The following is a 13,466-nucleotide window of genomic DNA, read 5'->3' as shown; positions in this document are numbered from 1 at the left end:
CTAATAGAAGGTGAGATAGTTGTCATACTATCTCACCTTCTTCAAATTCACCTTAATAAAGTTTTAATCCCATTCAAAAAAGTACAAGAATGACAAATAATTACTATAAATAAGTTATTAACTTTGGTAATTTTTTAGTACTAAGCAAATTTGACTCCCTATCATACATAATAAAACGAACATAAGGTACTTCTGCATGATCAGTAGTACCTACTTCCATAGTGATTAACCTTCCTATATAGAAAATATATTGTTAGGAGAATAGAAAGTATGAGTAGTACAAATATATCAAAACCGGCTCAAATGACTATTATGTCTAAACCTGCTGACATGAAAGAATCGCGAAAAGTATCACCATACGATGATAGAGAAAGAATTGAAGATACTTTATTACGCTCATTCATTTCAGAAAAAGAAATATTGATCACTTATTATAAAGATGGTTATTTCCCTACAATCTATATGACTGTAATTGAATTAAATCCTTTGAAACGTTCTTTAATATGCATAGATGCCTTTGACCGGAAACATACTTTTAGTTTTATAGATATAATTGATGCGCGTTAATTATTTCTATAAAACTAAAAATAGCCATTTACCTCATAAAAAATGAGGTAAATGGCTATTTTATTTCCTTACAGCTTCACTTATTATTTCGCACTCACAATCTTATAATAAGAACGAACTGTGATAAAGTAATATCCAATATAAATAACACTATATACTCCGATACTAATTAGAAGGGGAATCATAATTTCAAATGGTAGTATGTTCCCTAAACCTTTTAATGCAAACAAGCTGTGCAGGATTCCGATTACTAATGGAATCGCAAAGATAAAGCTTACTTGTTTTGCAATAGCTTTTTTCATTTCTTGTTTTGTGACCCCTATTTTGTGAAGGACAACATAACGCTCACGATCAGCATTTGCTTCTGTTAATTGTTTAAAGTAAATGATGGAACCTGTTGCTAGTAAGAATACAAGACCTAAGAACATTCCAATAAACATCATTAATCCTGTTCCTTCAAGCCCCATATGGAAACCAGTGTAGAAATCTCTAAATGATGGCACCATTTCTGATTCACCAGCTGGCATCACTCTTGTTAATTTTTCTGTTAACACTTTACTATCTTTTTCATTTTTCACATCAATATTTTTTACAACGCGTGTTCCAAATGCTTGCTTCGCTTGCTCATACATTTCATCTGAAACGACAACAACTAATTCACCTAAATTTGTCATCGCAACGTCATTTGCGCCTTGGATTTTTAATTGCTTCGTTTCGTTTCCAATTTGGAATACTGCTTTGTTTCCTTTATATTGTGGACTAAACTCATGCCCTTCAATATATGAACTATCATATATAAATGCTTCACCAGCAGCTACATTTACTGTTTCTGCGTCGATTTTTTTAGCAAGTTTATTAAATTCTGACTGAGACATAAACTGATATTTCTCTGAAATCGTATAGTTCATATTTAGAATGAAATCAACTTTTTCTCCGTCAAACTTCCCTTTTACAGGAACTGTCTCAATTTCAAATTGATCTTTGATCGGGTGATTTTTCTTCTCTTCTGCAAAAATCGCATTTACTTTCTTATCAAGCGCTGCATCTTTTTTCTCATAAGAATAGCTATATGGTGCAACTGCTTTTGATTGCGTAAATGTGTTGTAATACATCGTAACTGACGTACCAACCGCTGTTAATGTTACCGCGCTTAAAATAGAAATTGTCGCAAGTGACTTTGCATTTCCTTTAATACGATATAGTAGCTGTGACGTCGTTACCATATTCATACCGTTATAAAACGATGATTTATTAGTTCTGGCACGTTTCAATACGAATACTGTAAAGAACATAAATAGTAAGTACGTACCTAATACTGTCGCCAGTAAAATATAAAGTGCAACTGCCATAAAGTCTGCATATTTAACTGCCTTCATGAACATTAATGCTAAGAAATAACCTGAACCGATTAAGACAACTGAAATTAATGCCATCACTACTGACCCTTTCGGCATTGCTTCTCCTTCACGTTCTGCACGGAAAAGTTCAATTAACTTAAATCGATAAATTAAACGATATCCTTGAAGTGATGTATACAAAATAATCACAAAGAAAATAAGTGCTGTATCGATAATGGCAGCCATCGGTACTTCAAAATGAACATTTAAGTTTAATCCCATCATATTTACTAATAATTCAAGGAATAATTTTGAAAGGACACTACCAATCGCAATCCCGATTACTAATGACATTAATCCCATTAACATATTTTCATAAAAGAGCATTTTACCGATCTGTCTTTTTCGAATACCTAATAAGGAATATAATCCAACTTCTTTTTTACGCTTCCTTGTAAAGAAACCGTTTGAATATATAATGAACACTGCCACGAAAATAATTAGCATGACACTTGAAACTTGAAATGCACCGCTAATTTTTTTAGAAGCTTCTGCAGCTTTTTCCATTTGTGAATTATACTGCAACGCCTTAAATGTAAAATAAATAACGATACTAAAGATCATAGATGCAAAATATACAAAGTAGTCTTTAAAATTCCGCTGTATGTTGCGGAGGGCAATGCTAGATAAGGTCATCAGCCATACCTCCAGAAATAGAAGACATTACATCAACGACTTGTTGGAAGAACTGTTTACGCGTTAACTCGCCGCGGTGCAATTCTTTATATAACTCACCATCTTTAATGAAAATAACTCGTTTACAATAACTCGCCGCAAACGCATCATGCGTTACCATTAAAATTGTAGAATTATCATATTCATTTAACGACTTCATACTTTCAAGTAAATCTGTTGCAGATTTAGAATCAAGCGCTCCAGTTGGCTCGTCCCCGAAAATCATACTTGGATTCGTAACGATTGCACGTGATGCCGCGCATCTTTGCTTCTGTCCACCAGATACTTGATATGGAAACTGACTCAAAATATGATCAATACCAAATTTCTTTGAGATTTCAAGAACGCGGCGATCAATTTCATTTGCCTTTACTTTCGATAACGCAAGAGGTAACGCAATGTTCTCTTTTACCGTTAACGTATCTAATAAGTTATAATCTTGGAAAATGAAACCTAAATGATCGCGGCGGAATAACGCTAACTTATCATCATTCATTTTCACGATATCTTTTCCATCAATTAAAATTTCACCGTTCGTCGCATTATCAATTGTAGAAAGAACGTTTAGTAACGTCGTCTTACCCGAACCAGAAGGTCCCATAATTCCAACAAACTCACCTTCTTTTACTTGTAAGTTAATACCTTTTAACGCTGCAAATTTATTACCACCCGTGTCATATACTTTTTCAATATTTTTTGCTTCTAACACTGTTTTCATCTCGACATCCCTCATTTCTTCTATTCTCTATCTTCAACTATATACACTCTCTACTCTTGCCACTATCGATGTTTCTTACACAAACATGACAGTTATGTAAGGCACATAAGTAAAGACATCAAAAAGTTAACGTAATGTATCAAAGTACTTTGTTACTATAACATTGGGATATCATGCCATCCATTCATTCTCCTTACAGGAACATTACAATTTTGTAAGGTACAAAATGTCCCCTACAAAGTTGTACACGAAATGTCGGATGGAGCTATTTCGTTCCTGCTATTCTATGTACAGAGGAGGTCATAATATGGATTCACTTACAAATACGAATGCTGCAATGCAGTATATTGAAGATAAACTTACACACGAAATTAATTTTAAAGAAGTGATAAAAATAAAAGCAGCTTTTCCATGAAAGGAAAAGCTGCTTTTATTTACATTTTTAATTCTTTTTTATAAGCAACATATGAATAGCCCATCGTTAATCCTACCGCCCCAATAATAATTCCTATCATTAAGAAGGCTTTCCATGCTGCCGGTGCAAAAATACTTAAAATCATAATAACGCCTAATACAACAAACACCTTTCCACTAAAACGGTGCGTCTTTCTCCACACTTCTTCGTTACTTAACGTCCACGGTGTTTTTATACCTACAAAGTAATTTGGTTTACATTGTGGTAAATAGTTTCCGATGACTATAAATAAAAGGCCAACAAGAATATACGGTGTACTATTCATCGGAATGTCATAACCTAATCCTACCCCAATCACAAGCATGTTTACTAAAAATAATACCACTAATACGCTATAATTCATTATCATATAACTTCTAGAAAACTTATCGTAATTCTTTTTCTTAGGATCAATTTTAGGGGTAACTGTCAATAAAACATAAGTGAAAATCATAATTCCAAGTAGCAACAGCATTGCATTAAATTTGGAAGCAAAGCCATTCACACCTTCAGTCCCCCAATGAACTGCCATTGTGCCAGGCAAATTCGGCCAGGCAAATGCCCAAGCTAAACAAGTTATAATAATTAATAAGATTGCAAAAAGATGTTTTCTCATTTCCCCTCTTCCCCCTTATTCGTAAACGTAAACACCCAAGTCAACAAATCTTGAAATACAGTTGTATTCAAAGAGTACATAACGAATTGCCCTTTCTTTTCATCTTGAATAAGTTCAGCATTTTTAAGTGCATTTAAGTGGTGTGAAATACTTGGCTTTGTCATATTGAAATGTTCAGCAATTTCCCCAGCGGTTAAATCACTTTCTTTTAATAAATCTAAAATTTTTCGCCTTGTTGGATCTGCTAATGCTTTGAATGCTTGATTCAATGTCTTTCTTCCTTTCACTAATTAGACATTTAGATATTTATCTAAATCTTAAAGTGATTTCAGTTAATTGTCAATTATACATACGCCCTTTTTACTTTTCACGCTTTTGACCTATACTGTTTACTAGCTTATCTTTCAACATAATGAAAAGACTTGAAACACATGATACACTATAGCTACAATTGTTTTTTTAGGAGGAATATACATATGTATAAAATTTTAATCGTTGAAGACGATCCAAATATTTCATCATTACTACAATCTCACATTCAAAAGTATGGCTATGAAGCTGTTGTTGCAGAGAACTTCGATGATATTATGGAATCGTTTAACGCTGTAAAGCCACATCTTGTTTTACTTGATGTAAACTTACCGAAATTCGATGGGTTCTACTGGTGCCGCCAAATTCGTCATGAATCTACTTGTCCTATTATTTTCATTTCAGCTCGTGCTGGTGAGATGGAACAGATTATGGCGATTGAAAGCGGTGCGGATGATTATATTACAAAACCGTTCCACTATGACGTTGTAATGGCAAAAATTAAAGGTCAATTACGTCGTATTTACGGTGATTATGCGCCAAATATTTCTGAACGTATCGTTGAAGTAGAAGGACTAAAATTATTCCCAGAACGTCCAGAAATTCATTTTGGATCTGAGCAAGTTCTTTTAACGAAGAAAGAAGCTATTTTAGCAGAAATGTTATTATCTAAATTCCCGCGTACGGCGAGCCGTGAAGATTTATTAGCTGCCCTTTGGGATGACGAGAGCTTCGTTGAAGAAAATACATTAAACGTAAACATCACGCGTCTTCGTAAAAAATTCAATGAGCTTGGTATTGAAAATGCTATTGAAACAGTACGTGGACTTGGGTATCGTTTTAACGCAACTTGGAGTGAATAAGCATGAAGCTATTTTTACGTGATCATTTTGCATTTTTTCTACTGTACGTATTAAACTTCGGTATCATCTTCGTTCTTTATGATGCAGTAGATGGATTCCAAAACAATAAATTTTACTTCGTCGTTTTAAGTTTATATTTATTCATTTGTTTCCTCGCTTATCGTTACGTTCGCAATCGTAGAATGTACCATAGATTAAGTGAGCAACCAGAAAAAATGGAAGATGCGTTTATTGAAAGAGCAACTGCTCCGATGCCTCACGGTGTAAATGAACTCGTGCGTACGCAGTACCGCCTTTTCCAAAAAGAGCTACAATCGTATGAAGTAAAACAACAAGAACATCAATTGTTTATTAATCACTGGGTGCATCAAATGAAGACACCTGTTTCTGTTATGCAACTTATGGTGCTCGAAATGGAAGATGAACATTTAATTCCAAAGTTTAAGCAGGAATTAGATCGTCTGAACCAAGGGCTTGATATGGCTTTATACATGGCAAGATTAAATAACTTCCATGAAGACTTCCATGTCGAGACGATTTCATTAAAAGATACGGTAACAAAAAATATTAATGGGTTAAAAGAACTATTCATTCGAAACGGAGTCTTCCCTGTTTTAGAAGTACATTCTGATTTAAAGGTTGCTTCTGATGCAAAATGGCTAAAATTTATCATCTATCAGTTAATGACAAATGCCGTTCGTTACTCAGGTGAGCGTGGAAAGAAAGTCTTCTTATCTGCTTATCGAAATGGAAAAGATATTATTTTAGAAGTTCGTGATGAAGGCGTAGGTATTCCGCAAGAAGATATTCGAAGAGTATTTGAACCATTTTACACTGGAAAAAACGGTCGTGCATTCGGAGAATCCACTGGTATGGGGCTTTATATTGTAAGTAAAATTTGTGACTATTTAGGACACTCTGTCAAACTAGATTCTGAAGTTGGGAAAGGAACGACGATTAAAATCATCTTCCACAACGCTGCAAATAATCAAGTAGAACATGCGGAGAAGGTGACCGAAGCATGATCGTGACATATGCTAGCAAAATGTATGAGAACTTACTCTCATACATTTTTTGCAATACAACTACTTCTATATCTTCTAGCCGGAGGTATAATCTATGACATTTTGGCAATTTGCATTTAAAAATGTAACGCGCAACTCAAGAGCTTATTTTGCTTACTTTATAAGCAGTTCCTTTTCGATTGCTGTTTTCTTTTCGTTCGCTGTTTATTTGTTTCATCCGAAATTACAAAATTTCAGTATGATCTCTGAAGTTTCAGGATTAATGATGTTTTCAGAAGTTGTTATTGTTTTGTTCTCGTTCTTTTTTCTACTCTATTCAATTGGATCGTTTTTAAAAGTTCGTAAAAAGCAATTTGGTATTTTAACTATTTTAGGTATATCAAAAAAACAATTACACCGACTCGTTTTCACTGAAAATATGTTAATTGGTATTTTATCTATCTTTTTCGGTATGCAATTTGGACTTGTCTTTTCGCAGTTTTTCTTATTAGTAACAGCGAAAATTACACATCTACCAGGGATATATTTATATCCCCCTACGAATGCTTTCATTTTAACAACCATTGTTTTCCTTAGTCTTTTTATCATTGTATCTGCATTCACACCAATGCTTATTCGTACAAAAAAAGCGGTACACCTTTTAAAAACAAATGTTGGAAAACAAAAAGAAAGAAAACCATCCATACTGGTTTCTTTCTTTGGTGCGATTTGTTTATTAGGTGGTTATGCGTTAGCTGGAAATCCTAAATATTTCGTATCAATAAGCCCGCAAATAGGTGTTATATATATGGTTTCAAGTATTTTCGTTATCCCAACGCTTGTTACAATCGGAACATATTTTTTCTTTTCTCAAATTAGCTTCTTACTCATTTATATTCTAAAGAAAAGAAGAAAATTTTATATGAAACGGATTAATATGCTTTGGATTTCGGATTTAGCAAGCCGCATCCGAACGAATATTAATATGCTATTTATTGTAGCGATGCTATCTACAATTGCTTTCACAATGATTACGTTCCTATATGGAGTCGGAAAGTTTACAAAGCTAGAGGTTACGCGAAGCTCACCTTTTCCATTCTCTTATTTTTCTTATGACGCAAATCCTTTTGTGGACGATCATTTAAACTGGCTTGAACAACAATTGCAAAAAGAGAATTTCTCTTATAAAAAAATAAAGGCTGATTTATATGAAACACCACTGAAAGAAGATAAAGATGTAGCCATTTTTAATGATGTATACGCAATTAAGCAAAGTGACTATAACAAACTTGCAGCTTCCTTACGAATGAAACAACTATTCATGGACGAAAATGAAGCATATGTCTTAACAGGTAATGCTTATATAACCTTATTCAGCGAGTTTGAGCCAAGTTACAATAGAAAGTCTATTACACTTTCTAGCACAAATACGATATTACAAGTAAAGGGCTATGAACAAGTAGGGGCCATTCCCTCTAACTTTTCATATCAAACTTTAGTTTTACCTGATGTTGTTGTAAACAACTTACCAAGTACAACAAAGCGTGTATCAGCGTACAATTATAACGTACAAAACTGGGAAAAGACGTATGAAATTGCTAATGGTTTTATGAAAAAAATACAAAAAGATCGAGAGGCATTCCAATACGAAGGCCCCCTTATACGCTCCTATGAATCAGCAGACTCATTATATAGAATTACATCAGGAAGTGCTGCATACTTCCTAATCGGGACATTCTTAGGTGTCATTTTCTTTATTGGAGCAGGTAGCGTTCTTTATTTCAGAATGTATACGGATTTAACGAACGAACAAGAAAAATATGTAGCAATTTCAAAAATTGGTGTAACAGATGCAGAGATGAAACGATCTGCAACCATTCAACTTAGTATTTTATTTTTCGTTCCGTACATTATGGCATCCATTCATACAATGTTCGCAACAAAAATGCTACAAGATGTAATTGGTTTATCTCTGTTCAAAGAAGTTTCAGCCGTTCTTATTATTTTTGGATTCGTTGAAATCGTATTTTTCTTATTTATTCGTTCACTTTATATGCAAAAATTATCACAGTACACGAGTGGACAAAATATTTAAAACAAACTTGATGAAAAGAGTATTTCTTATGCTTTTCTCATCTTCACCCCATTAGGAGGCTAGGTGAATGACATTTTGGCAGTTTGCATTTAAAAACGTGACGCGGAACGCCAGAGCTTATTTCGCCTATTTTGTAAGCAGTGCGTTCTCCATCGCAATCTTTTTCTCATTTGCAGTTTATTTATTTCATCCTAAATTGCATATGACAGACGTGAATTATTCTCTGAACATATTAATGACAATTTCAGAAGTTGTCATTGTGTTCTTTTCATTTTTCTTTTTACTGTATTCAATCGGTACGTTTTTAAAAGTACGAAAAAAACAGTTCGGGATTTTAACAGTACTTGGCATATCTCAAAAACAATTAAAACGACTCATATTTATAGAAAATATGTTAATTGGTGCTCTTTCTATATTTTTTGGCATTCAACTTGGAGTCGTCTTTTCACAGTTCTTTTTATTAGTTACCGCCAAAATTACACACGTACCTGGTTTATATTTATATCCGCCTACAAGTGCTATCGTTTTAACTATCATCATCTTTCTTGGGCTCTTCATTCTCGTATCATCTTTTACACCGATGCTCATTCGTACGAGAAAAGCTGTACGACTTTTAAAAGAAGGAAAACAACAAAAAGAAAGAAAAGCATCCGTGCTCATCTCTCTATTTGGTGCGACGTGTTTAATATCTGGATATGCGTTAGCCGCAAATCCGCTGTATTTTATGTCGCTAGGTGACATCATTGGGCTTTTATATGCCGTCTCTAGTATATTTGTCATTCCATCGCTTATTGCAGCTGGAACATACTTTTTCTTTTCACAAATTAGTTTTTTACTTATTCGTATTTTAAAAACTCGAAGAAAGTTTTATATGAAACGAATTAATATGCTTTGGATTTCGGATTTAGCAGCGCGCATTCGGACAAACATTAACATGCTTTTTATTGTAGCGATGCTATCGACGCTCGCTTTTACAATGATTACATTCTTATATGGATTCGGTAAGTTTACAAAATTTGATGAAATTAGGAAAAACCCTTTCCCGTTTACTTATTTATCTCATACTGAAAATACGTTAGCTGATGAACATTTAAACTGGTTAGAACAAAAATTTAATGAAGAGCACTTTACTTATACAAAATTTAAAACGGATATATATGAAGTATCTTCAGCTGAAGATACCACGCAGCTCTATTATGCCATTAAACAAAGTGACTATAATGTACTTGCTAAGGCTTTAAATTGGGAAACACTCACGGTGAATAAGAATGAATCTTATATTCTTATGAAAGACTTAGATGATCAGGTTATTGGAACGCTTCATAATCAAGAAAAGAAAAATACTCTTACACTTACTCAAAACAATTTACAACTACAAGTGAAAGAATATAAAGGTTATAACCCATTCCCAAATCGCTTAATATACCAATTGCTCATACTATCTGATGAAAATGTAGAAGCATTATCCACCGTTTCAAAACAAATGAGTGTATATAGCTTTAAAGTTTACGATTGGGAAAAAGCACATAACATCGGTTCGGCATTTACAACAAAAATTTATAATGAAAGTGACGCGATCAAAGCAGAGCATCCTCCTTTCCACGCAAGTGAAGCGAGTGATTCTCTATATAAAGCAAAATTAAATGTCGCTTCGTTCTTCTTAATTGGTACTTTCCTAGGAGTTATTTTCTTTATCGGTGCTGGTAGTGTTCTTTACTTCCGAATGTATACAGATTTAACAAATGAGCAAGAAAAGTATGTAACGATTACAAAAATTGGTTTAACAGCAGCTGAGATGAAACGTTCAGCGACAATTCAGCTTGCTATTTTATTCTTTGTTCCATACATTATGGCATCGATCCATACGATGTTTGCCACAAAGATGCTACAAGACATATTACATCTCTCGTTCTTCGCTGAAATTACAGTCGTACTTATGATTTTTGGAACAGTTGAAATTTTATTTTTCCTTTTAATTCGTTCCTTTTATATGCAAAAATTATCACAACATATTAAGTTTTAAAATTAGAAAGGTGATTACTATGGAAGAAGTATTACACATAAAAAATGTCTCAAAAGTGTATGAGGGAAAAGTCCCTCATACTGCTTTAAAAAATATAAATTTACACGTAGATAAAGGTGAATTCGTTGCCATTATGGGACCATCTGGTAGCGGAAAATCTACATTTTTAAACGTTATTTCTACAATTGATTCTCCTACTTCTGGTGACGTCGTTATTAACGGCAAAAAACCACACACATTTCGTAGAGAGAAGTTAGCTATTTTCCGCCGACAAGAGTTAGGATTTGTTTTCCAAAACTTTAACCTACTAGATACACTCACAATCGGTGAAAATATCGTACTACCTTTAACATTAGATAATGTTCCATTAAAGGAAATGGACGAAAAGCTTGATAACATTTCAAAAAAGCTTGGAATTGATCATATTTTGGACAAACGTATTTTTGAAGTTTCTGGGGGACAAGCACAGCGTACCGCAGTAGCACGCGCTGTTATTCATCATCCGTCTCTTTTACTAGCTGATGAACCGACAGGAAACTTGGATTCAAAAGCAGCTATTGATGTAATGGAGTTATTTACGAAGTTAAACAAAGAAGAAGATGCAACAATTTTAATGGTTACGCACGATCCGTTTGCAGCAAGTTATTGTAACCGCGTCATTTTCATTAAAGATGGCGAGCTTTACAACGAACTACACCGCGGACTATATCGTGAGAAATTTTATCAAGAAATATTAGATGTTTTAGCATTATTAGGAGGAAGACGTGGATGACATTTTGGCAATTCGCATTTAAAAATGTCTCGCGTAATTCGAAAGCATATTTCGCTTATTTTGTAAGTAGTGCGTTTTCTATCATGGTTTTCTTTTCATTTACTGTATACGCGTATCATCCACGCTTACAAATTATGAATAAATTGCAGGAACAAGATCCGCTCATGAACTTGGCTGGCATGGCACAGGTTGTTATCGTTTTGTTCTCGTTCTTCTTTCTCTTATATTCTATTGGGACATTTTTAAATGTACGGAAACAACAATTTGGCGTTTTAACTGTTCTCGGTATTTCACACAAACAATTAAAACGGCTTTTGTTTACTGAAAATATGATTATTGGAATACTAGCTATCTTTGCTGGTATTCAAGGTGGGCTTGTATTTTCTAACTTTTTCTTACTCGTTACTTCTAAATTAACAAATGCAAAAGGCCTCTATTTATATTGGCCAACAGAAGCAATTATCGTTACTACAATAACTTTTATTATTTTGTTTTTCATCGTTTCTACGTTTACACCGATGTTTATTCGTACTCGGAAAACAACACGATTAATTAAAAATAATAAAAATAAAAAAGACGAAAAAAGGCCATCTATACTCGTTTCATTGTTTGCCTTAATTTGTTTAGGGCTGTGCTATTATATCGCTGGTTATCCGCAAGGCTATATAACAGAAAAAAATGCACAAAATGGATCTGTATTCTTTATCATGTTATCTATTTTGCCACTCGTAGTAGTCGGGACATACTTATTCTTTTCGCAAACATTTCTTCTCTTTATCTTCATTTTAAAAAGACGAAGAAAGTTTTATATGAAACAAATAAATATGTTATGGATTTCAGATTTAGCTAGCCGTACACGTAGCAATATTAATGTGCTCTTTATCGTTTCTATGTTGTCAGCACTTGCATTTACAATTATCATCGGATTATTCGCCGCTAATAACAATACAAAAGCTTCAGTATTAGAACGATATCCTTTCCCCTTCACATATACGTCCAAAGGGGAAAATCCATTGGAACAAAAGCACATTGCTACAATTGAAATGGAACTTACAAATGCTAATTTTCAATACAATAAGCATACAGTTACAATGTTACAAGATACAGCTTTAAAAGAAGATATTACTCTTATGAAAATGAGTGACTACAATACACTTGCGAAACAATTAAAAAGACCGGAAATAACCCTTGATTCTACACAAGTTTATATTATTTCTCGATACTCACCAGAACTCTTAAATCTTGTATCAAATCCATTTGCAAAACAAAATACAATTACAATCGGATCAAATAAAAAAGAGTTTCATATTAAAGGATTTATTAATAAAGGAATCGGACCCGCCTTTCTTTTCCGACATATAATTGTTGTACAAGATTACGTATTTGATAATATGATTCCTCATATTGAAACGACTATAGTGTATAACTACTTCGTTGAGAATTGGGAAAATTCAATTGTTCCGACAAAAAATATGTTAAAACATATTGGGAATGATACGGATAGCTTCCGTGAGGCACATAAAAATACAGACATCCCATTTGCTCTTTATACAGCAGCTGATGATCTATACTACAGTAAAGGAAATTCAATTGCTACTTTCTTTATTTGGACATTTCTTGGCTTTATGTTCTTTATCGGGGCAGCAAGTGTTTTATACTTCCGTATGTATAATGACTTAACGATTGAAAAACAAAAATACATTACGATTACAAAAATCGGTCTAACAGAATCGGAAATGTTTCGTTCTGCAACGATTCAATTAGGAATTTTATTTTTCATTCCTTATATCGTTGCTGGTATTCATACAATATTTGCGATTCAGTTTTTACAAAACATGTTTGCTTTCTCTTTATTAAAAGAATTAATCATTATACTTACGTTGTTCGGGATTATCGAGATCATTTTCTTCTTCTTAATCCGTTCTCTGTACATTAATAAATTATCACAGCATATCAAAATATGAATAAAATGG

At 33.5% G+C, this 13,466-nt stretch carries 11 protein-coding genes and 1 pseudogene; 8 read left to right on the top strand and 4 right to left on the bottom strand.

From position 1 onward, the window contains the following. Positions 1-270 precede the first annotated feature (270 nt). Positions 271-567: a YolD-like family protein gene (locus KVT31_RS22680; RefSeq protein ID WP_088098147.1), complete on the top strand. Its 297-nt coding sequence runs from the start codon at positions 271-273 to the stop codon at positions 565-567. Positions 568-650: 83 nt separating this feature from the next. Here KVT31_RS22680 and KVT31_RS22675 read toward each other — a convergent pair whose 3' ends face one another. Both KVT31_RS22675 and KVT31_RS22670 read right to left on the bottom strand, forming a co-directional pair. Further along, entirely contained in the window at positions 651-2,600 is a 1,950-nt protein-coding gene (locus tag KVT31_RS22675) for an ABC transporter permease (RefSeq protein ID WP_088098148.1), read from the bottom strand. Beyond that, the gene (locus KVT31_RS22670) at positions 2,587-3,357 is read right to left on the bottom strand and encodes an ABC transporter ATP-binding protein (protein WP_000859653.1); all 771 of its coding nucleotides are present in this window, start codon (positions 3,355-3,357) and stop codon (positions 2,587-2,589) included. The genes KVT31_RS22675 and KVT31_RS22670 overlap by 14 nt, the downstream gene beginning before the upstream one ends. Before the next feature lie 286 nt (positions 3,358-3,643). On the opposite strand from KVT31_RS22670, the pseudogene KVT31_RS22665 reads away from it, so the two are divergent. Continuing rightward, a pseudogene (locus KVT31_RS22665) lies at positions 3,644-3,754 on the top strand (AraC family transcriptional regulator); the annotation flags it as partial. A 37-nt stretch (positions 3,755-3,791) separates the two neighbouring features. On the opposite strand, the gene KVT31_RS22660 reads toward KVT31_RS22665, so the two are convergent. Then, positions 3,792-4,427 carry an SdpI family protein gene (locus tag KVT31_RS22660; protein ID WP_088098150.1) on the bottom strand — a complete coding sequence of 212 codons (636 nt, stop codon included), beginning with the start codon at positions 4,425-4,427 and terminating at the stop codon, positions 3,792-3,794. Then, positions 4,424-4,696 (bottom strand): autorepressor SdpR family transcription factor, encoded by a 273-nt coding sequence (locus KVT31_RS22655; RefSeq protein ID WP_064056391.1) that lies wholly within the window; start codon positions 4,694-4,696, stop codon positions 4,424-4,426. The genes KVT31_RS22660 and KVT31_RS22655 overlap by 4 nt, the downstream gene beginning before the upstream one ends. 207 nt (positions 4,697-4,903) lie before the next feature. Between KVT31_RS22655 and KVT31_RS22650 the strand changes: the two genes are divergently transcribed. The 6 genes from KVT31_RS22650 to KVT31_RS22625 all read left to right on the top strand — a co-directional run bounded on the left by KVT31_RS22650 (position 4,904) and on the right by KVT31_RS22625 (position 13,457). Then, complete coding sequence (locus tag KVT31_RS22650; protein ID WP_000276737.1) at positions 4,904-5,599, top strand: response regulator transcription factor; 696 nt, start codon at positions 4,904-4,906, stop codon at positions 5,597-5,599. Positions 5,600-5,601: 2 nt separating this feature from the next. Then, complete coding sequence (locus KVT31_RS22645; RefSeq protein ID WP_088098151.1) at positions 5,602-6,624, top strand: sensor histidine kinase; 1,023 nt, start codon at positions 5,602-5,604, stop codon at positions 6,622-6,624. A 94-nt stretch (positions 6,625-6,718) separates the two neighbouring features. Next, entirely contained in the window at positions 6,719-8,698 is a 1,980-nt protein-coding gene (locus tag KVT31_RS22640; RefSeq protein ID WP_088098152.1) for an FtsX-like permease family protein, read from the top strand. A 67-nt stretch (positions 8,699-8,765) separates the two neighbouring features. Beyond that, the gene (locus tag KVT31_RS22635; RefSeq protein WP_088098153.1) at positions 8,766-10,721 is read left to right on the top strand and encodes an ABC transporter permease; all 1,956 of its coding nucleotides are present in this window, start codon (positions 8,766-8,768) and stop codon (positions 10,719-10,721) included. A gap of 19 nt (positions 10,722-10,740) precedes the next feature. Then, positions 10,741-11,493: an ABC transporter ATP-binding protein gene (locus tag KVT31_RS22630; protein ID WP_000393250.1), complete on the top strand. Its 753-nt coding sequence runs from the start codon at positions 10,741-10,743 to the stop codon at positions 11,491-11,493. Continuing rightward, positions 11,490-13,457 (top strand): FtsX-like permease family protein, encoded by a 1,968-nt coding sequence (locus KVT31_RS22625; protein ID WP_088098154.1) that lies wholly within the window; start codon positions 11,490-11,492, stop codon positions 13,455-13,457. The genes KVT31_RS22630 and KVT31_RS22625 overlap by 4 nt, the downstream gene beginning before the upstream one ends. The last annotated feature ends 9 nt before the right edge of the window (positions 13,458-13,466 follow it).

The sequence above is a fragment of the Bacillus sp. GbtcB14 genome (genome assembly GCF_019091205.1).
Taxonomy (GTDB): domain Bacteria; phylum Bacillota; class Bacilli; order Bacillales; family Bacillaceae_G; genus Bacillus_A; species Bacillus_A cereus_AG.
Note: the sequence above shows the minus strand (reverse complement) of the source record. Positions and strands in the feature narration are given on the sequence as shown.

Bases quoted from the DNA above. Each gene is read 5' to 3' on its own strand.
- KVT31_RS22680 (WP_088098147.1), top strand. From the start codon at position 271: ATGAGTAGTACAAATATATCAAAACCGGCTCAAATGACTATTATGTCT.
- KVT31_RS22675 (WP_088098148.1), bottom strand. From the start codon at position 2,600: ATGACCTTATCTAGCATTGCCCTCCGCAACATACAGCGGAATTTTAAA.
- KVT31_RS22670 (WP_000859653.1), bottom strand. From the start codon at position 3,357: ATGAAAACAGTGTTAGAAGCAAAAAATATTGAAAAAGTATATGACACG.
- KVT31_RS22660 (WP_088098150.1), bottom strand. From the start codon at position 4,427: ATGAGAAAACATCTTTTTGCAATCTTATTAATTATTATAACTTGTTTA.
- KVT31_RS22650 (WP_000276737.1), top strand. From the start codon at position 4,904: ATGTATAAAATTTTAATCGTTGAAGACGATCCAAATATTTCATCATTA.
- KVT31_RS22645 (WP_088098151.1), top strand. From the start codon at position 5,602: ATGAAGCTATTTTTACGTGATCATTTTGCATTTTTTCTACTGTACGTA.
- KVT31_RS22640 (WP_088098152.1), top strand. From the start codon at position 6,719: ATGACATTTTGGCAATTTGCATTTAAAAATGTAACGCGCAACTCAAGA.
- KVT31_RS22635 (WP_088098153.1), top strand. From the start codon at position 8,766: ATGACATTTTGGCAGTTTGCATTTAAAAACGTGACGCGGAACGCCAGA.
- KVT31_RS22630 (WP_000393250.1), top strand. From the start codon at position 10,741: ATGGAAGAAGTATTACACATAAAAAATGTCTCAAAAGTGTATGAGGGA.
- KVT31_RS22625 (WP_088098154.1), top strand. From the start codon at position 11,490: ATGACATTTTGGCAATTCGCATTTAAAAATGTCTCGCGTAATTCGAAA.